The sequence below is a fragment of the Kitasatospora sp. NPDC056800 genome (assembly GCF_042789775.1).
Taxonomy (GTDB): domain Bacteria; phylum Actinomycetota; class Actinomycetes; order Streptomycetales; family Streptomycetaceae; genus Kitasatospora.
The window spans coordinates 31,753-53,264 of the sequence record NZ_JBHUAL010000034.1 but is presented as its reverse complement, the minus strand read 5'-3'; the positions used below and the strand labels follow the sequence as shown (position 1 = coordinate 53,264).

Sequence of the window (21,512 nt, the reverse complement as noted above, 5' to 3'; positions counted from 1 at the left end):
GGGGGGGGGGGGCGGGGGCCCGGGGCCCGGGGTTGCCCCCGCGGGGGGGGGGCCACCCCGGCCCCGCTACCGGCCGGCCACGACCTCCCGGAGGGCCGCCAGCCAGTCGTCCGCCATCCACCGGGCGGTGGCCTCCTCGAACAGCCGGGTGTCGTACTTCAGGAAGGCCTTGTAGCCGTCCTCGTCCCGGTAGACCTCCAGGGCGAGGGGATACTCCCCCGGGTAGGGCAGGTCGTCGAAGGCCCGGAGGTCCAGGTCGCCGGGAGCGGTGGGCGCCCCGTTGGTCAGCAGCTCCGCGCCGTCGAAGTTCTGGAACAGGAAGTTGGTCCGCACCAGCGGTCCGTCCCCGTCGCCCCGGGCCCGGACGATCTCGGCCAGCGGGTAGGCGCCGTGCTCGATCCCGGCCAGCACCCGGCGGTGGAGGGAGCGGAGCAGCCCGGCGACGTCCTCCGTGGCGGTGGACCGGATCGGCAGGCAGTTCGCGAACTGGCCGACGACGTCCTGGAACCGCTCCTCGTAGCGGGCGGCCGTGGTGACCCCCGCGATCAGGTCGTCCTGGCCGGTCACCCGGTGGAGGAAGCGGGTGTAGCCGGCGAGCAGCACGGTCGAGGCGCTGACCCGGTGGCTCCTGGCCGTCGCGGCGACCGCGTCGGCCAGCTCCCGCGGCAGCCGGGTCACGACCACGTCCGCGCGCGGCAGCCGCCCCGGGACCGGCGGGCGGTCGTACGGCAGGTCCAACCGCCCGTCCGCGCCGGCCAGTTCGGCCAGCCAGTGGTCCCGGTGCCGCTGCCCGCGCGGGCCGGCCAGCAGCTCCTCCTCCCAGGCGGTGTAGTCGCCGAACTCGGCGCTCCGCAGCCGTCCCCGGCCCCGGTAGGCGTCCTTGAGGGTGCGGACCAGCAGGGCCGTCGAGGTCCCGTCCAGCAGGATGTGGTGCGCGGTGACCAGCAGCAGCCGGCGGCCGTCGGGCAGGGCGGCCAGGTGCGCCCGGACCAGCGGACCGGCGGCCAGGTCGAAGGGCGCGCCGACCAGTTCGCGCAGCGCGGCCAGCCGGCCGTCCCGCGTGGTGGGTGTGAGGTCGACCCGTTCGAAGGAGGGCCCCCGGGCCGGATCGACGTCCAGGTACGGGACGCCGTCCCGCTCGGCGACCACCGTGCCCAGCAGCGGGTGGATCCGGGCCTGCTCCCGGACCGCGCGTTCCAGCGCCGCCTCGTCCGGCTCGCCGTGGACCTCGAACAGGAGCGGGAGGTGGTAGGCGACGGAGTCCGGGCAGCGCACCTGGTCCCGGTACATGGTCAGTTGGCCGCGGGACAGCGCCCAGCGCCGGCCGGGCTCACCGGTGCTGCCGGTGGTGTCGGGGGCGCCGCTGAGGCGGGCGCAGAGGGCGTCGACGCTCTCGGCCTCGAACAGCAGGGTGGGGGAGACGTCCTCGCCGAAGTCCTCGCGCAGGGCGTTGGTGAGCTGGAGAACCAGGATCGAGTCCAGGCCGTAGTCGGTGAGCGGGGCCGAGGAGTCGATCCGCTCGGCCGGGATGCCGAGCACGGTCGCCGCCTTGGCCAGGACCAGCGCCGCCGGATCGGCCGGCGGCCGGGCGGGCAGGGTGTCCACCGGCCGGGCGGGCCGGGGGTCGACGGGCCGGCTGTCGACGGGCCGGGCGGGCCGGGGGTCGACGGCGGGCGCCTGCGGTCGGGGGTCGACGGCGGGCGCCTGCGGTCGGGCCGGCGGGGTGTCGACCACCCGGGCCGGCGGCCGGGCCTCCGAGCGCCGGTCGGGGGTCGCGGACGTCTCCCGTCCGCCTCCCGCCGGTGCAGCCGGTGCCGCCGGCACCCGCTGCCGGGCCACCCCGTCGCTCTCCGCCGCGATCACCTGCTGCCCCAACGGGAGCGCCCGGGACACCGGGAACACGACGGTGCGGAAGCCCTCACCGGCCAGCACGTCCCGCCAGTTCCCGGGCGACAGCGCCGGCGAGCCGGGGATCCGCAGCGACCGGTCGTCGAACAGCCACCAGCCCTCCAGCAGGCCGAAGGTCACGTGGCTGAACAGGTCGAACGCCGAGAGCTCGTTCAGCAGCAGCCAACCGCCGGGCCGCAGCGCGGCCTTGGCGTTGCGCAGGGTGTTGCGGGTGTCCTTGGTCGCGTGCAGCACGTTCGCGGCGATGACCAGGTCGAAGGCGCCCTCGGCGACCTCCTGCCCGGCCAGCGGCCGTTCGATGTCGAGCAGTCGGCAGTCCAGGTACGGGACCTCCGGCCCGTACGAGGCCCGGGCGTGGTTCAGGAAGGCCTTGGAGACGTCCGTGTAGACGTAGCGCTCGATGCTGTCCCGGTACGGCTGGAGGGCGGCGAACATCCCCACGCTGGTGCCGCCGGTGCCCGCGCCGACCTCCAGGATCCGCAGCCGGGCGCCCGGGTCCCGGCGCAGCCGGTCGGCGACCAGGCCGGCGGCGGTGGCGGCCATGGCGCGGTTGAACAGGTCGGCGGCGCGGTTGTCGCGGTAGCAGCCCTCCACCAGCTCCATGGAGCCGCGCGGGAACATCACGTCGGTGGGCCGGACACGGCCGGTCAGGATCCCGGGCAGGGCCCCGAGCATGGCCGCGGCCAGGCGCAGCTCCGCCGCCCGGTCGGGGTCCGCGGACCACCGGGCGCACTGCCGCTCCCACCGGGCCAGCACCTGGTCCGCGGGCTCCGCCGGCACCAGGAGCCGCTGGGCGTGCTCCCACCACTGGGCGTACTGCGGCAGGACCGCCGCGCGGTCGACGTCGGCCAGCTGGGCGGCGAGGACCTTGGCGAGCCACGGGTCCCGCTCGGCCCGCCGCCACCGGACGACCTCGTCCAGGGCGGCGTCCGTCTCGTCGACGCCGGCCGGCAGCGTGCCGGGGCGCGGCAGGACGGCCGGGCCGTGCGCGGAGACCCGGGTGGCGCGGTCGAAGTTGGGCAGGGTGTTGCGCCGGTCGGTGCGGACGTAGGCGAGCTGCCGCTGCGGGCCGCCGAGCAGGGCGGCCAGGGCGGCGAGCCCCTCCGGCGGTTCGATCGACACCAGCCCGACCCGGGTCATCCGCTCCCGGTAGAACTCGGAGGTGACGCTCCCGAGTCCGCCCCACCAGCCCCAGTTCATGACCCGGACCGGGGTGTCCCAGTGCTGCCCGAGGGCGTGCGCGTAGGCGTCGCTGAAGGTGCAGCCGGCCGCGTAGTTGCCCTGGCCGGCGGCGGTCGTGAAGGACTGCATGGAGGACAGCAGGACCGCGAAGTCGAGCGGCTCGCCGTCGAAGGCCTCGGCCATGGCGGTCGTCACGTCGACCTTGGCGGCCAGCGCGGCGCGCAGGTCGGCCTCGTCCATCCGCGCGACGGTGCTGTCCCGCAGCACCAGCGCCGCCTGGATGACTCCGTGCACCCGGGGGTGGCGGCGCCTGACCTCGGCCAGGGCCCGGCGCAGCGCGGCCGGGTCGCCGGCGTCGGCCTGGAGGTAGCGGACGTGCTCCGGTCCTCCGGCGGAGCGGATCCGGTCCGCCACGGTGGCGTCGTGCGCCCGGCGGCCGATCCAGGTGACGTGGGCGCCGTGGTTCCGCACGACGTGCCGGGTCCACGCGGAGCCCAGCCCGCCGGCGCCGCCGATGACGACGTACACGCCGCCCTCCCGGTACACCGGCCGCTCCGGGGCCTCGCACGGGGCCCAGCGGCGGGCCAGCCACTGGCCGGTCCGCCGGACCCAGGCGTCGTCGGGGGACTGGGCGGGCAGGGCGGTGAGGTCGGCGGGCCAGCCGGAGCCGTCCAGGTCGACGCGGCGGACGGTCCAGTTGCCGTACTCCCGGCCCAGCGAGCCGAACAGGCCGTGCAGCCCGGCGTGCGCGGGCTGGACCTCGTCGTCCGCGTGGGTGGCGAGCGCACGGGTCGTCACCAGGGTGATCCCGAGCGGCCTGGCGTCGTAGCCCGCCGCGACCAGCGCCTTCACCAGACGGAACGCGGCGACCACCCCGTCCTCCTGCGCGGCGGTGTAGCCGGCGGCGTCGGTGGGCGCGAGGTCGGCCTCGGGGGCGGCCCACACCAGGTGGTCGACCGGTCCGAGTCCGCGCAGCGCGGCGGTGGCCTCCTCGACGCTCGCCGAGGCCGGCAGCGGCCAGTGGAGCGCGCCGTCGAGCGGGGCCGGGCCGCCGACGACCAGGACGCGGTCCGCGCCGGAGGGCACCGGGGGGCCGTCCGCGGGGATCGGGTCCCAGACCGGGGCGTAGAGGGCCGGTTCGACGGCGGTTTCGACGGCGGCCTCGACGGCGCCTTCGACGGCGGGCTCGGGCCGGTCCGCGCCGGCCGTTCCGGTAGGGGCCTCCGGGCGGGGTTCGGTGCGGCTCCCGGTCCGGCGGGAGCTGTAGCCGACCAGCCGTACCCGGACCTCGCCGTCCTCGTCCACCAGATCGATGTCGAGCCGGCCGAGCGGCCCGGCCGCCAGGCCCCGCACCACGGCCGTCATGGCCGGGGTGCAGGGGGCGAACAGCTCGAGCCGCTCCAGCGCGAACGGCACGGCGGTGTCCCGCAGTTCGGTCAGGTGCGCCGCGACGGTGGCCTGGATCGCCGAGTCCAGCAGGGCCGGGGTGAGCGCGCCCGGCTCGGCCGCGTCGGGCAGGACCAGGTCGGCGAGCACCGTGTCGGGTCCCACGTGCGCCTGCCGGACGGCCCGCAGGCTCGGGCCGTGCTCGATGCCCATCGACCGCAGGGCCTGGTGGATCCGTTCGCCGGGCACCGTCTCCGGGCACCGCGCGCGCAGCGCGGCGAGGTCCACCCGGGCCGGGCGCGGGGCGTCGGAGGGGGCCAGGGTGCCCTCGCTGCGGACCGTCCCGCCGGTCGACAGCGTGAACCGCCGGCCGCCGCGGGCGTCGGTGCGCAGGTCGACCAGCACCTCGACGGGTTCCGGCCCGACCTCCAGCGGCCGGACCCACGTCACGTTGGTCATCCGGACGCGGGTGCCGCCCAGGGCCCGACGGGCCAGTTCCAGATGGGCGACGGCGGGCAGGATGTGCCGGCCCTGCACGACGTGGTCCCGCAGCAGCCCGTCCGTACGGGACAGCGTGACGCGGTCGCGGTCGCGGCCCGCCGCCGGCCCGTGCCGGTCCGGGGCGAACGGGTAGGTCGGCAGCGGGACGAGGCGTCCCCCGGCCGGGGCCGGCGCGTCCCCGACCGGACGGGCGGGCGCGATGCCGTCGAGCACCGCGACCAGTTCGGCGGTGTCGCCTGCCAGGCACTCGAAGCGGTGCTCGAACCGCTTCCGGCCGACCCACAGCGTGTGGGCGAGGTCGCGCAGCTCCACCGAGGGGTGGGCGCGCAGGTGCGCCGCGAGCCGGCGCCGCTGCTCGGCGAGCTGCTGCTCCGTCCGGGCGGACAGGACCACGGGGTGGTCCGCCCTCGGCGCCGGGGGCCGCTCGGCCGACGGCGCCTCCTCGATGACGACGTGGGCGTTGGTGCCGCTGGCCCCGAAGGAGCTCACCACGCCGCAGCGCGGGCCGGCGGCGGGGGCCGCCCAGTCACGGGTCCGGGTGTTGACGTAGAACGGGCTGCCGGCCAGCGGGACCGCCTCGTTGGCGGTCTCGAAGTTCAGCGCGGCGGGGATCCGCCGGTGCCTGAGCGCCAGCAGGACCTTCAGCACGCCCGCGATGCCGGCGGCGAACTGGGCGTGTCCGATCGTGGTCTTCACCGAGCCCAGCGCGCAGTACTCGGCGCGGTCGGTCCGGGCGCGGAAGACCCGGTCCAGGGCCCGGAACTCGATCGGGTCGCCCAGCGGCGTGCCGGTGCCGTGCGCCTCGACCAGGCCGATCCGCTCCACGTCGATGCCGGCCCGCTCGTACAGCCCGCTGATCAGGCTCTCCTGGGAGACCGAACTCGGGGCGGTGATGCCGTTGGTGGCGCCGTCCTGGTTGACCCCGACGGCGGTGATCACGCCGTGGACGTGGTCCCCGTCCGCCAGCGCGTCGGCGAGCCGCTTGAGCACCACCACCCCGACGCCCTCACCGGGGACGAACCCGTCCGCCCGGTGGTCGAAACTGTGGCAGCGCCCGCTCGGGGAGAGCATCCCCGCGCGGCCCGCGAGCCCGTACAGCCGCGGCGTGGACTGGACGAACACCCCGCCGGCCAGGGCCATCGAGGTCTCGCCGGACCAGAGGTCCTTGCACGCCAGGTCGAGCGCCACCAGCGAACTGGAGCAGGAGGTGTCGACGGCGATCGCCGGGCCCTTGAGGTCCAGGGCGTAACTGACCCGGCTCGGGATCACCGAGGCCATGTTGCCCCACAGGGCCTGGGCCGGCGCGTCCCCGTCGAGCAGCTCCAGGTAGTCCCCGGCCCAGGCGCCGACGTACACGCCGCACGGCCGCCGGTCCATCCGGCCGGCGTACCCGGCGTCCTCCAGGGCCTTCCACGACTCCTCCAGCAGCAGCCGCTGCTGGGGGTCCATCGCGGCGGCCTCGGTGCCGGAGATGTTGAAGAACAGCGCGTCGAACTCGTCGATCCGGTCGAGGAACCCGCCCCGGGTGCACGCGCTCAGGCCGTCGAGGCGGAAGCGGGTGGCGTCGGTGACCAGGTCGTCCCCGTTCTCCAGCCGCGTCCACAGCTCGTCCAGCGAGCCGGTGCCCGCGAACCGGCCGCTCATGCCGACGACCGCGATCGGGCCGCGGTCCACCGGGCCGGGGGCGGCCACCGGCTGTCCGGTGGCGGGACGGCGGCTGGTGGCGGGACGGCGTTCGGTGGCCGGGGCGCCGCCGTCGGCGGCTCCGGCGTTCGGCGCGGCGTCAGGCGCGGCGCCCGGTGTGGCGTCGAGCGCGGCCGAGGGCCGGGCCCCGCCGCCGGTCCGGGCCGGCACCATGGCGTCCCGGTGCTCGGCGAGCAGGTGCGCGGCCAGCCGGTCGACCGTGCTGTGGTCGAAGACCACGGTGGTCGAAAGGTCCAGCGAGAGCGCGGTGTTGAGCTCGTGGACCAGCCGGACGGCGAGGATGGAGTCCAGGCCCAGATCGGCGAACGCCGACCCGTCGAGGACCTCGCCGGCCTCCATCGCGAGGGCGGCGGCGACCTTCTCCCGCACCAGCGCGGGCACCAGCCCGTCCAGGTCGGCGGGTTCGGCCGGTTCGTCAAGACCGGCCAGGTCGACCGGTTCGGCGGCCGCGGGGGGAACGGGTGCTGCGGGGGGAACGTCCCCGGACCGGGCCAGGTCGCCGATCCAGAACCGTTCCGCGGCGAACGGATAGGTGGGCAGGGCGATGGTCCGCCGCGCCGCCCGGTGCGTGCTCCGCCAGTCGATCGCGACGCCGGACGCCCACAGGGCCGCGACCTTGGACAGCTCCCCGGCGGCGCTCCAGCGCCGGACGAGCAGCTCCTGGAGCTCGCCGTCCGCGGTGAGTTCCGCGAGCAGCCCGTCGGGCGCCGTCCCCGCGCTGCCCCGGAGCCCCCGGCCCTCGCGCAGCGCGTCCCGCAGCTCCCCGGTGGAGGAGACCACGACCGCGTACCGCTCGGCCATCGCCTCCCGTCCCACCTGGAGGGTGTACGCGAGGTCGGCCAGCGGGGTGTCCGGGGCCCGGTCGAGGAACGCGGCCAACCGGTCGACGGAGGCGGCGAGTCGGTCGGGGGTCCGGGCGGAGAGGACGACGACGTGTTCGGCGCCGTCCTCGGTGCCGTCTGCGGGTTGCACGGGGTACTCCTCGACGATCACGTGCGCGTTGGAGCCGCCGGCACCGAAGGAGGACACCGCCGCGATCCGCGGGCCCTCGCTGTGCCAGGGCGCCGCTTCGCGCTGGAGCCGGAAGGGGGACGACCCGAAGTCGATGTTCGGGTTGGGCTGTTCGGCGTTCAGGGTGGGGACCAGTTCCCGGTGCCCGAGCTGCAGCAGCACCTTGGTCAGGCCCGCCACGCCGGCGGTGGCCTCCAGGTGCCCGATGCCGGACTTCACCGAACCGAGCGCGCAGTACTGCCGGTCCTCGGTGTCCTGCCGGAACGCCGCGGCCAGGCCGGCGACCTCGATCGGGTCGCCCAGCTCGGTGCCGGTGCCGTGCGCCTCGACGTACCCGACCTGGCGTGCCGAGACGCCGGCCCGGTCGAGCACCTGACGGATCAGCGCGGCCTGGGCGGTCGGGCTCGGCACGGTGTAACCGGTGCTGCGCCCGCCGTGGTTGACGCCGGTGGCGCGGATCAGGCCCAGCACCCGGTCCCCGTCGGCCAGGGCCCGGGACAGCGGCTTGAGCAGCACGCAGCCGACGCCCTCGCCGGGGACGAACCCGTGGCCGCCGGCGCCGAAGCTGCGGCAGTACCGGTCGGGCGAGAGCATGCCGGAGCGGCACAGCTCGACGTAGTCCAGCGGGTGGGTGTAGACGTTCGCGCCGCCGGCCAGGGCGACCTCGCAGGCGCCGCTGCGGAGTTGCTCGCAGGCCTCGTGGATCGCGGTCAGCGAGGCCGAGCACATGGTGTCCACGGTCAGGCTCGGCCCGCGCAGGTCGAGCAGGTAGGAGACCCGGGCGCTCAGCGAGGCGAACGACAGCCCGGGGACGACGAGTTCACCCGAGGGCAGCCGGCCCGCAGGGTGCCGGGCGTGCCCGACCTTGGTGACGCCGGCGAACACCCCGACCCGGTGGTCGTGCTGCTCGGCGAGGCGGGCGCGGGTGTACCCGGCGTCCTCCAGCACCTCCCAGGCGGCCTGGACGAACAGCCGCTCCTGCGGGTCCATCGCGTAGGCGTCGCGCGGGGCGATGCCGAAGAACCTCGGGTCGAAGTCGGCGAAGCCGTCCAGGAACCCGCCCCACTTGCTGTAGCTGCGCCCGGTGGTCGCGGCGGTGGTGCGGTCGGGTTCGAAGAAGCCGTCCAGCGGCCACCGGTCGATCTCGCGGACGCTGTCGCGGCCGGCCCTGAGGTTCTCCCAGAACTCGCCCAGGTCGGTGGCGCCCGGGTAGCGGCCGCTCAGCCCGATGACGGCGATCGGCTCGTCGGGGCCGGCGGCGCGCCCGGCGGTACGCCCGACGGCGGGTTCCCCGGCGGGGACGGCCCGTCCCGAGGGGGCCGCCGGGGCGGGCCCGGTCGCCCGCTCCGGTACGGGCTGCGGTACGGGCTCCGGGCGGCGTGCGCCGCCGAGCCGGGCGGCCACCGCCCGCAGGGTCGGCTGCTCGTAGAACAGGGTCGAGGAGGCCTCGGGGTAGAACGGGGCCAGCGCACGGTTGAGCTGGATCACCATCACCGAGTCGAGACCGATGTCGACGAACGGCCGGTCCGGGTCCACCGCCTGCGGGGGCAGCTTGCTGACCTCCGCGAAGACCTCCCGCAGGTGGTCCAGCACGGCGCGGTCCGCGGTGCGGCCCCCGGACGGTGCGGGCGCGGGCGGAGCGGCAGCGGCAGGAGCAGCGGCCGGGGCGGGCGAGCCGTGGTGCACCCACACCCGGTCAGCCCCGGTGTGCCAGGCGTCGACCAGGGCGGCGAGGCCCGTCGGCGTCGGCATCGGGACCAGCCCCCGGTCCTCCCGCAGGTAGGCCAGGGTGCGGTCGTCGACGGTCATGCCGCCGTCCTGCCACAGCGGCCAGGCCACGGAGAGCGTCCGGCCCCGCCGTTCCCCCCGGGCGACGGCCGCGTTGCGGGAGGCGGCGAACTCGTCGAGGAAGGCGTTGGCGGCCGCGTAGTCGCTCTGCCCGGGGTTGCCGGTGACGGCGGCGCCGGAGGAGTAGGCCAGGACGAACTCCAGCGGGCAGTGCGCGGTGGCCCGGTCGAGGTGGACGAGGCCGTCCGCCTTGGCGCCGAGCACCTCCTCCCACTGCGCCGCGGTCTTCTCCGCGAGCAGGGCGTCGCGGACCACTCCGGCGGCGTGCACCACCCCGGTGACCTCGCCCGCCTCGGCGACGAGGTGGCGGACCTCCTCCCAGCGCGAGAGGTCGGCCCGCACGTAGCGCGCGACCGCGCCGGCCTGCCGCAGGTCGGCCAGCAGCGCCTCCACCCGCTCGTCGGCCGCTGAGCGGCCCGCGAGGACGAGGGTGGGCCGTCGGACGTCGGCGGCGATCCGACGGGCCGTCGCGGCGCCGATGCCGCCGGCGCCGCCGGTGACGAGGTAGACGCCGCCGTCCCGCCACGGCGGGGCGGAGCCGGTGGCCGGGGGAGTGACGGGGGTCCAGCCGAGGGTCTGCCGGACGCCGTGGCGGTAGCGGACGAGGTCGTCCGCGCCGTCGGCGTTCTCCGCGACCGCGGTGGCCGGGTCGACGCCCGCGGCGCCGTCCAGGACGATCACCTGGCCGAGGACTCCGGGGTCCTCCTTGGCCACCGAGCGCAGCAGGCCGGCCAGGGCCGCGGTGTCCGCGACCACCTGGACCAGCACCATGCCCTCCTCGGCCGCCAGGCCCCGGACGGTCTCCAGCAGCTGCCAGGACAGGTCGCGGAACCGGCTCTCCGGCCGCTGTTTGGCGGTCTCCAGCCGGATCGCCCCGGGGACGTCGCCGTCGACCCCGCACAGCACGACCGCGCGGCGGTCGTGGCGGCGGCCCGGCGCGGCGGGGGCCGGAGCCCAGGCCGGGACGGACAGGACCGTGACGGCCTCCGGGGCGGCGGCCGCTTCGGTGTCCGGTGCCGCGACGGGCGCCTGGGCGGGCGCCGGGGCGGGCTCGGCCTCCGGGTGCCAGAAGCGCTCCCGGGCGAAGGGGTACCCGGGCAGGTGCACCCGGCCGGGCGTCGCTCCGCCGGTCCAGGCCGACCGGTCGAGGGCCTCGCCCGCGATCCAGCGCGCCGCCGGACCGGCGGCCTCGCCCCGGTCGCCGGTGGCGACGAACGCCCGCAGCCGGTCGGCGAGTTGGGCCACGCTGGACACCGTCCAGACGATCCGCTCGGCCATCTCCTCCCGGCCGGCCAGGAGGGTCCAGGCGACCGAGCGCAGGGACACCCCCTCCGACCGCTCCAGGAAGGCCAGCAGGTCCCGGGCCCGGTCGGTCAACTGCCCCGGGGTGCGCGCCGAGAGCGGCACCAGGACGTCCCCGGCGGGCTCCTCCCGGCCGGCCCGGACCGGGACGTACTCCTCGACCACGACGTGCGCGTTGACGCCGCCGAAGCCGAAGCTGCTCACCCCGGCGCGCCTCGGCCCGTCCCGGCCGTCGCGGTCGCGCGGACGCGGCCAGGGCTCGTTCTCCCGGACCAGGTGGAAGGGCCCGTCGTCGAGTTCGACGAACGGGTTGACCCGCCGCAGGTGCCGGTTCGCGGGCAGCACCCCGTGCCGGAGCGAGAGCAGCACCTTCAGCAGCCCGGCGATGCCGGCGGCGGACTCCAGGTGCCCGATGTTGGTCTTGACCGAGCCCAGGCCGCACGCGCCGTCGTCGCTGCGGCCGAGCCGGCGGAAGGCCGTGCGCAGCGCGCGGACCTCGACCGGGTCGCCGAGGGCCGTGCCGGTGCCGTGGGTCTCGATGTAGCCGATGGTGTCCGGGTCGAGGTCGCCGACGGCCGCGGTGACCAGCTCGGCCTGGGCGTCGGCGTTCGGCGCGGTGAGCGAGTTGGCCCGTCCGCCGTGGTTGTAGGCGCTGCCCCGGAGCACGCCGAGGATCGCGTCGCCGTCCCGCTCGGCCGCCGCCAGCGGCTTGAGGACGACGGCCCCGACGCCCTCGCCGCGCACGTAGCCGTTCGCGTCGGCGTCGAAGGTGCGGCACAGGCCGTCCGGGCTGAGCATCCCCGCGCGGTGGGCGCTGACGAAGGTGCCGGCGTCGAGCAGGACGTTCACCCCGCCCGCGATCGCCAGGTCGCAGGCGCCGGACCGGATGGCTTCCATGGCGCGGTGCACCGCCACCAGCGAGCTGGAACAGGCGGTGTCGATGGGCTCGCTCGGGCCGCGCACGTCGAGCAGGTAGGAGATGCGGTTGGCCAGGATCGAGTGGTTGGTGCCGGTCGCGGTGAAGGCGTCCGGCCGCACCCCTCGGGTGCTGAGCAGGGTCGCGTAGTCGTTGTTGGTGACGCCGATGAACACCCCGGTGTTGGAGGGGAGTTCGCTCGGGCGGTGGGCGCTGTCCTCCAGTGCCTGCCACACCGTCTCCAGCACCAGCCGGTGCTGGGGGTCCATCAGTTCGGCCTCGCGCGGCAGGATCCGGAAGAACGCCGCGTCGAAGGCGTCGACCTCGTCGAGGGCGCCCATCCGCCGGGGGAAGTCCAGGGCGGTGATGGCCCGGCGCTGCTCCTCGTCGTAGCGGTCCAGCGGGAAGGCGGTGACGGAGTCCCGCCCGGCCAGCAGGTTCGCCCAGAACTCGCCGAGGTCGCGGGCGCCGGGGAAGCGTCCGGCCGCGCCGATCACGGCGATCGGGGTGTCCGGGGCCCGTCCGGGCCGGTCCGGGAGGGGCCGGCGCCCGGTGGCGGGGGCCGTCGCGGAGACTGTCACGGCGGCGGTCACGGGGACGGCTGCCGGGACGGTCGCGGGGCGGGCCGCCGGGCGGCGCGGCGCGGCCGAGGCCCCGTGCTCCGCGACCAGGTGGGCGCCCAGCGCCTCCAGGGTGCTGAGGTCGAAGAACACGGCCGGGCTGACCTTGGCGCCGAAGCGCTCCTCGATCTGCTTGGCGAAGTAGACCAGCGAGATCGAGTCGAAGCCGAACTCGTCCATGCCGGTCCGGGGGTCGAGCTCCTCCGGCTCGAACTTCAGCAGCCCCGCCGCGATCTCGCGCAGCACCTCCACGACCCCGTCCGCACCCGAAGGTCCGGACGTGCCCTCCGCCGGCGCGGGAGTACCCGGCTCGGGGCGGAGTACGGCGGGCCGGGGGGCCCGGCGGGCCGCCGGTGGCGTCCCCCCGGTGCCGCACAGCACGCCCTCCAGCGCGCCGAGCACCTCGCCCGAAGCGTCGGCCAGGAGGATCCGGTCGGCGCCGAGGAGGACGTGGGCGACCGGCCCGCCGGACCGGACGGCGATCCGGTCGATCCGGTGCGGCGCGACCCGCTGCCAGTCCGGGTGCCCGGCCCGGCGGGCCGTCCACTGCACGCCCAGGGCGATCGCCGCGAGGACGGACGGTTCGACGGTCACGTTCCGCCGGACGTGGTCCTGCTGGACGCCGGGGTGGGACAGGTGCAGGACGGTGCTGCCGTCCGGGGCGGCGGACACCGCGTCGACGGCGCAGGCGGCGGCCCGGGGGACGACGCCGCCCTCGGCCAGTTCGGCCAGGAGGCCCGCCCGGTCCAGCACCTGCCGCAGGCCGGTGAGGTCGATCCGGCCGGTGGGCGCGTCGGCCGCCCGGACGGTGAACTCGACGGCCGGCGGCCCGTCCCCGGCCCGCACCAGGCCGTGGCCGTCGGCGAACTCGGTGACGAGGCGGTCGGTGGCCGACCAGTCGACCGGCCGCAGCACCCGCAGGTCGTGCACGGCCGGCTCGGCCGCGTACCCGCTGACCCTCGCGGTGGCGAGCGCGAGGTCCACGGCGAAGGTGGACACCACGACGGGGAGCCCGTCCTGGCGGTAGGTGTAGTCCTGGAGGTCGTCGAGCCGCAGGTCCGCGGCGTAGCGCAGGCCGTGGACGTCGGACTCGTTGCGCCCCAGGAAGGGGTGCAGCCGCTCGCGGTGGGCCAGCGGGGCGAGCACGGTCGGCGCGTCCTCGTCCACCTCGACCCAGCAGCGCACCCGGTCGAAGGGGTACGGGGGCAGCGGGACCCGCCGGGCCGTGGGCAGCCGGTCCCAGTCGACGCTGCGGCCCGCGAGCCAGGTCCGGGCGATCTCGTGCTCCGGCAGGTCCCGGCGGCCCGCCGCCCAGCCGTCCAGGGCGGCCAGGGCGGCCGCCTTGTCGGCCGCCACGAAGGCCCAGCGGTGCGGCAGTTCGTTCCTGCCGACCCGCAGGGTGAAGGCGATGTCGGGGAGGTCGGCCTCGCGGGCCCCGGCGAGGTGGTCGCGGAAGACGGCCAGGTGGCGTCCGAGGGCGTCCTCGTTCATGGCGGAGAACACGAACAGCTGCTCGCCGAAGGGTTCCTGGCGCTCCGGCCGCGGCGGGTACTCCTCCAGGATGATGTGGGAGTTCATGCCGCCGGCGCCGATCGAGGTGAGGCCGGCCCGGCGCGGGTGGGTGACCTCCCGGCCGTCGACCGTGGTGACGACCGGCTGCCAGTCGGAGAGGGTCTGCTGCACCCGGAACGGGGTGTCCGCGAAGTCGATGTCCGGGTTGAGCTCCGTGCTGTGCAGGGACGGCACCAGCTTGCCGTGCCGCAGCTGGAGCAGCACCTTCGCCAGGCCCACCATCCCGGCCGCGGCGAGCAGGTGGCCCATGGTGGCCTTGACCGAGCCGAGGGCGCAGAACTGCCGGTCCTCGGTGTACTTCCGGAACGCCGAGGTGAGGGCGCGGACCTCGATCGGGTCGCCCAGGGCGGTGCCCGAACCGTGGCCCTCGACGTAGCCGATCGTCCTCGGGTCGATCCCGGCGTCCTCGACGGCCTTCTCGATCGCGCGGGCCTGCATGCCGGGGCTCGGCACGGTGAAGCCGTTGCGCACACCGGCGTTGGACAGGGCGGTGCCCTTGATCACGGCGTACACGTGGTCGCCGTCGCGCTCCGCGTCGACCAGCGGCTTGAGCACCACCGCGCCGACGCCCTCGCCGAGGATGGTGCCGTCCACGCCGACGCCGAAGCTGCGGATCACGTCGGAGGTGCCGGTGGTGAAGTGCTCCTGCGAGGAGGTGATCAGGTTGTACGGGTGCAGCAGCAGGTTGATGCCGCCCGCGACCACCATCCGGCACTCGCCGGCCCGCAGCATCTGCACGGCCTGGTGGACACAGGTCGAGGAGGCCGAGCACATGGTGTCCACGAAGATCGACGGCCCGGTCAGGCCGTAGAAGTAGGACAGCATGTTCGGGATCGTCCCGGTGTAGCTGCCGCTCTGCGGGGCGCCGCGGGTGAGGCTGTTCTGGAAGCCGTACAGGTTGTAGTGGTTGCTCATCGTCCCGACGAGCACGCCGACGTCGCCCTGGTAGCGGCGCCGGATGGTCTCCCGGGAGTAGCCCGAGTCCTCCAGCGCCTGCACGCCGGCCTGGAGGAACAGCCGCACCTCCGGGGACATCTGCTCGGCCTCGCGCTTGGAGATCCGGAAGTACCGGGGGTCGAAGGCGTCGATGTCGCGCAGGAAGGTCCCGGTCCGGATCACGCTCTTGCCGGGCACGGCCCGGTCGCTGTCGTGGACGACGCGGTGGTCCCAGCGGTCGGCGGGGACCTCGGTGAAGCTGTGCCGGCCGTTCTCCAGCAGCTCCCACAGTTCGTCGAGGGTGTCGGCGCCGGGGTAGCGCCCGGAGACCCCGATGATCGCGATGTCGTGCCGGTCGTCGCGGTCCCGGTGCGGGCCGGACGGCTCCGCGCGGGCCTCGGGGGCCTCGACGGCAGAGACGGCGCTGACGGCGGCAGGGGTCCGGACGGGTACCTCGACCGGCTCCGGCTCGGGTTCGGCCCGCGGCGCCGCCTCGCCGAGGACGGCCTCCAGCTGCTCCCGCCGGGACTCCACGAAGTGGGCGGCGACGTCGGCGATGTTGAGGTACTCGAAGAAGATGGTCTTGGACAGCGGCCCGAACAGCTTCTCCAGCTCGGCGGTCACGCCCATGATGCTCAGCGAGTCGATGCCGTACGCGACGAGGTCGGTGGCCGGGTCTAGGTCCTCCGGCCGGTGCCGGAGGACCTCGGCGACGATCCGCCGCAGCAGTTCCTCGGTCCGCTCGGTCAGGTCCCCGCCGTCGCCGCCGGGTACCGGGCCGGCGGGTACGGCGGTCCGAACCGGTGTGCCCGGTACGGCGGTTCGGGCCGGTACGGCGGGCCGGGCCGCGAGCGTGGCGCCCGCGCCGTAGCCGACCACGACGTGCGCCGGGGCGTCGGCGCGCAGCGCCCCGCCGAGCGCGCGCAGCCCGTCCTCGGTGGGCAGCGGCTCCCAGCCCCGCTCGCGGCGCATCGCCTCCCGGCCGGCCGCGTCCATCGTCATGCCGCCGTCGGCCCACAGCGGCCAACTGACCGCGACGGTACGGCCGGTGCGCTCGCCGGCGTCGACCAGGGACTGCCGGTGCGCGGCGAACGCGTCCAGGAAGGCGTTGGCCGCGGCGTAGTCGGACTGGCCGGGGTTGCCGTACACCCCGGCGACCGACGAGAAGAGCACGAAGTGGTCCAGGTCGAGGTGGCGGGTGGCGGCGTCGAGGTTGAGCGCGCCGCGGATCTTCGGCGCGCCCACCGTGCGGACGTCGGCCAGGTCCTTGCGCACCAGGTACTGGTCGCGCAGGACGCCGGCCGCGTGGACGACGCCGTCGAGCGAGCCGTGGTCGCGCAGGATCGTCTCGACCGCGGCCCGGACCTCCTCGGCGTCGGCCACGTCCACCGGCAGGTGGTGGGCGTCGACGCCGTCGGCGCGCAGCTCGGCGAGCGGGCCGGTGGCGGACCGTCCGCTGAGCACCACCGTGGCCCCGGCGCGGCCGAAGTAGCGGGCCAGGTGCGGACCGAGGCCGCCCAGGCCGCCGGTGATCCAGTACACCCCGCCGGTCCGCAGCTCCGGGACGGCCGGGCCGGCCGCGAGCGGGGCGTCGACGGGTTCCAGCACCTGCCGGACCCCGTCGGCCCGGCGGCGGACCTCGCTGTCGGCGCCCTCGTCCGCGCACTCCTCGGCGACGATCCGCTCGATCGTCGCCGGGTCCGCGCCCTCCAGGCCGTCGACGCGCACCACCCGGCCGGTGACCAGCGGGTTCTCCAGGGCCACCGTGCGGAAAAGGCCCGCCAGCGGCCGGTGGAAGTGCGCGGGGACCCGCCCGTCGACCAGCACCACGAACCGGTGCTCGGTGGTGGGCCGGGTGAGCAGCAGCTCCCGGACGGCGGCGAACACCGTGTCCGTCACGGCCTCGACGCCGTCGGCCGGGGCCGAGGGGGCGACGCCCGGCAGTTCCGGGGTGTGCGGGGTGCGGGCCGGGCCGCCGGGTACGGCAGGCCGGTCCGTCCACCGGGTGGTGGCGGTGACGACCCGCGGGCCGGTGCCGGTGGCGCGCTGGGCGAGCCCCCGGACCGTGGCGTGCACGGTGCCCTCCTGGTCGCACAGGTCGATGTCGAAGGTGGCCACCGCGCCGGAGCCGCCGGAGCCGCCGGAGGCCCCGGAACCCCCGGAACCGCCGGTCCGCCGGATCCAGGCCCAGCTCTCGGCCGGGCACGGCCCGTGGACCAGGACCTCGTCCAGGGCCAGCGGCAGGGTCGGCCCGGCGGTGTCCGGCATCAGCGTGACGGAGACCTGGAAGGCCGCGTCCAGCAGGCTCGGCGGCAGCAGGTGTCCGGCTCCCTCGGGCTCGGTCGGCCGGATGCGGGCGAGTGCCCCGTCCGGGCCGGTGCGCAGCTCCCGCAGCGCGCGCATGGCCGGGCCGTACTCCAGGCCCTGGGCGCGCAGCCGCCGGTGGACGGCGTCGGGCTCGGCCGGGTCCGGGCAGGAGGCGCGCAGCGCGGCCAGGTCGAGCGGGGCCGGCGGCGCGGCCGGGACGAGTGCGGCGCGGCCGGTGCCGTGCTCCGTGCCGTCGCGTACGAACGCGACGGCGATGCCGTGGTCCCCGGGCGTCAGTTCGACCTGGACGTCGACGGGTTCCTCGTCGACGGTGATCGGCCGCACCCAGGCCAGGTCGTGCAGCCGGACGGTCCCCGTCCCGGTGGCCGAGAGCGCCACGGCGGCCCGGGCCATCTCGACGTAGGCGGCGGCGGGCAGCACCCGCCGGCCGCCGACCCGGTGGTCGTCGAGGAAGGGTTCGGCGCCGGTGAACGTCGAGGTGTAGCGCTGCTGCGCCAGGTCGGAGGTGTTGCGGTGGACGAGGGGGTGCAGCTGCCCGGTGGCGGCGGGGGCGACGGGCTCCGGCACGCGGTACCAGTGCCGGTCCCGCGCGAACGGGTAGGTGGGCAGCCGCACCCGCTGGGCGCCGGGGTGGTGCGGCCAGCTCGCGTCGCCGCCCGCCAGCCAGTCGGCGACCGCGGTCATCAGCTCGGGGTCGGCGCCGGCGGGGTTGGCGGCCTCGCCCGCCGGGAGCTCGCCGGACACCAGCGTCCCCAGCGCGGCCACGAGCTGGTCCCGGTCGGCGACGACGAGCGCGGCCCGGACGGCCAGCGGTTCGCGGCCCACCCGCAGGGTGTGGGCGATGTCGGCCGGCGACTGCTGCGGCAGCAGTGCGGACTCCGGCGCGAGCAGGTGCTCGCGCAGCAGTCCGGCGAGCACCCGCAGCCGCTCGGGGCTGCGCGCCGACAGCGGGACGACGTACGGGCCCGGCGCGTCGGCCGAGGAGGTGCGGCGGTGCGGTTCCTCCATCAGCACATGGGCGTTGGTCCCGCCGAAGCCGAAGGAGCTGACGCCGGCCCGGCGGGGCGCGCCGTCCACGGCCGGCCAGGGCCGGGTCCCGTCGACGATGTAGAAGGGGCTGCCGGCCAGGTTGATCAGCGGGTTCAGGCTCCGGAAGTTGACGGTCGCGGGCAGCACCCCGGCCGTCATGGCGGCGACGACCTTCACCATGCCCGCCACCCCGGCGGCGGATTCCAGGTGCCCGATGTTGGTCTTGACCGAGCCGATGCCGGTGGTGTCCGGGTCGGGTTCGGTCCCGGCGGCCTCGTGCAGGTTGCGGAAGGCGCGCTTGAGGCCGACGATCTCGATCGGGTCCCCGACCGGGGTGCCCGGCCCGTGCGCCTCGATGTAGCCGACGGTGCCGGGCGCGACGCCCGCCCGGGTGTAGACGTCCTCGATCAGCGCGGCCTGGGCGGTCGGGCTGGTCACGGTCAGCGAGTTGGTCCGGCCGCCGTGGTTGGTGCCGACGCCCTTGATCACCCCGTGGACCGGGTCGCCGTCCGCGATCGCCCGGGCGAGCGGCTTGAGCAGCAGGACCGCCCCGCCCTCGCCCCGGACGAACCCGTCGGCGCCCTCGTCGAAGGCCTGCGCCCGGCCGGTGGGCGAGAGCATGCCGGCCTTGCTGAAGGCCACGAAGTGCTTCGGGGACCAGCACAGGTTGACGCCGCCGGCCAGCGCCAGGTCGCAGTCCCCGTTGTTGAGCGCGGTCACGGCCTCGTAGACGGACACCAGGGAGCTGGAGCAGGCGGTGTCGTTGGTGATGCTCGGGCCGTGGAGGTCGAAGTGGTAGGAGAGCCGGTTGGCGACGATCGAGTACGCCGTTCCGGTCGGGAAGTAGGCGTCGGTCGCCACGTCGTCGCGCTCGATGAGTTCGGCGTAGTCGGCGTGGCAGACGCCCATGAAGACCCCGGTGCGGCTGCCCGCGAGCTCGCTCGCGCGGTAGCCCGCGTCCTCGACGGCCTTCCAGGCGAGTTCGAGGGCGAACCGCTGCTGCGGGTCCATCGTCTCGGCCTCGCGCGGGGAGATGGCGAAGAAGGCGGCGTCGAAGCGGTCCGCGTCCTCGATGAACCCGGCCCAGATGCTGTTGGTCCGTTCGCCGCCGTTGCGCGGGTCCCCGAAGTAGCGTTCCTTGGACCACCGTTCGGCGGGGACCTCGGTGATCAGGGAGCGTCCGGCGGCGAGGTGGTCGAAGAGCGTGGCGAGGGTGTCGGCCCCGGGGAAGCGCAGGGCGAGTCCGATGATGGCGATGCCGTCGGTGGTCACCGGGCCTCCTTTCCGGTCCGGACGGCGTGGCGCCGGTCCACGGTCACTTTCAGGTCGAGCGCCGGGGCGGCCGGTCCGCCGTTCCGGCCGGCGCCGTCGAGCACGAACTGCCGGTGGAGCACGGCGGTGGTGAGCAGGTAGACGAAGGCCTGGTCCTCCTTGGTGCTCACGTCCTCGGCGGGCGAGGCCATGACGCGGTCCGTCAGGCGGCGGGCGAACCGCTGGTCCAGGAAGTCGAGCTTGCCCAACTCGGCGTCGGACAGGAGGAGTTCCAGGTAGTCCGGGCGGTGCTCCTTGAACACCTCGCTGCCCGGGGCGCGGTAGGGCTGCTTGGGGCGGTCCGTGGTCCACTGCGGCAGCTCGGCGCGGAACGCCTTCTTCAGGACGGCCTTCTCGTTCCACCCGTCGTCGAAGCGGAGGTTGACCGCGGAGGCGGCCCGGACCACCGCCGGGTCGAGGAACGGGCAGCGGTTCTCCACGCTGTGCGCCAGGGCGACGCGCTCGCCCTGGGTCGAGAGCAGGAAGCCGGGCAGCAGGGTCTTGTACTCCAGCCACTGGGCCTTCTGCACCGCGGACATGGCCTGGTAGCCCGGCGCCCGGGCGACCAGGTCGAGCAGGTCGGCGAACGGGTCCTCCCGGGAGGCGAGCAGCCGGGCCGCGAACCTGCCGTTCTGGTACCGCAGTTCGTGGGAGAACAGGCCGGGCAGCCGCTCGGTGGCGAACTGCTGGTACAGGCCGAGCAGGTGCCCCTGGTGGGCCGGGCCGAAGTGCGCCAGCTCCGGGTGCAGGGTGGCGAGTCCGGCGCGCCGCTCGGTGTCGGTGAGCCCGTGCCAGCGTTCGCGCAGCATGGTCTCGCGGAACAGGGAGTAGCCGAGGAAGGCCTCGTCGGAGCCCTCGCCGCTGAGCACGGTCTTGATGCCCGCGTCGCGGACGTGGCGGGAGAGCAGGAACATCGGGACGAAGGAGGTCCGGAAGGCGGGCACCTCGGCGTGGTACACCGCCGACGGGAGGTTGTCGGCGATGTCCGCGCCGGTGACCGGGAGGGCGGAGTGCAGGGTGCCCAGGTGCTCGGCGACCAGCAGCTGGCTGTCGGACTCGTCGAAGTTCTTGTCCCGGAAGGCCACCGAGAAGGTGCGGACCTGGTGCCGGGACAGCTGCGTGGCGAGGCTGGTGACCACGGAGGAGTCGAGGCCGCCGCTCAGGTAGACGCCGACCTCCACGTCGGAGCGCAGGCGCAGCTCCACCGCGGTGCGCAGGCTCTCCCGGACGAACGCGACCGCTTCCGGCTCGGTGCCGTCGAAGCCCGGTACGTCGAAGGAGAGTTCCTCGTACGCGAGCGGCGAGCGCAGGCCGCCGCCGGCCTCCAGGTAGCAGCCCATGGGCAGTTGGCGGACGCCGGCGAACGGCGTGCGGTCGGGCAGCGGCGTCCACACCGCGTAGATCGACGCGAGGTCCGGCGGGGAGAGCTCGAAGCGGAAGCCGGGGAAGGCGCCGAAGGCCTTCGCCTCGGAGGCGAACAGGAGGGCGCCGCCGTGCTCGGCGTAGTACAGCGGGCGCTTGCCGTACCGGTCGCGGGCCAGGACGAGCCCGCCGGTGGCGGTGTCCCTGATCGCGAGCGCGAACGGGCCGTTGAAGCGGGCGAAGCAGGCCGGGCCCCACTGGATCCAGGCCTGGAGGGCGACTTCGGTGTCGGAGTGGTCGGTGCGGAACGGGCGGCCCAGGCCCTCCAGTTCCGCGCGCAGTTCGACGTGGTTGTAGATCTCGCCGTTGAAGCAGATCCAGTAGCGCTCCGTCGGGTCCGACATCGGCTGGGCGCCGTCGGCGGGATCGACGATCGCCAGCCGTACGGTGCCCATCGCGAGCCCGTCGTCCAGGTAGTAGCCGGCCTGGTCCGGTCCGCGGTGGCGGATGGTCGAGAGCATCGAGGTGATGACCTCGTCGGGTGCTCCGGTCAGTGGTGGGTCCGCGAGGAACCCGGCGATTCCGCACATGGCAGT

Annotated in this window: 2 protein-coding genes; both read right to left on the bottom strand. The window is 75.6% G+C overall.

From position 1 onward, the window contains the following. Window positions 1–66 precede the first annotated feature (66 nt). Complete coding sequence (locus tag ACFRQN_RS10915) at window positions 67–19,515, bottom strand: SDR family NAD(P)-dependent oxidoreductase (RefSeq protein ID WP_380739796.1); 19,449 nt, start codon at window positions 19,513–19,515, stop codon at window positions 67–69. Next, window positions 19,512–21,506: an asparagine synthase (glutamine-hydrolyzing) gene (gene asnB / locus ACFRQN_RS10910; RefSeq protein WP_380739794.1), complete on the bottom strand. Its 1,995-nt coding sequence runs from the start codon at window positions 21,504–21,506 to the stop codon at window positions 19,512–19,514. The genes ACFRQN_RS10915 and asnB overlap by 4 nt, the downstream gene beginning before the upstream one ends. Between the last annotated feature and the right edge of the window lie 6 nt (window positions 21,507–21,512).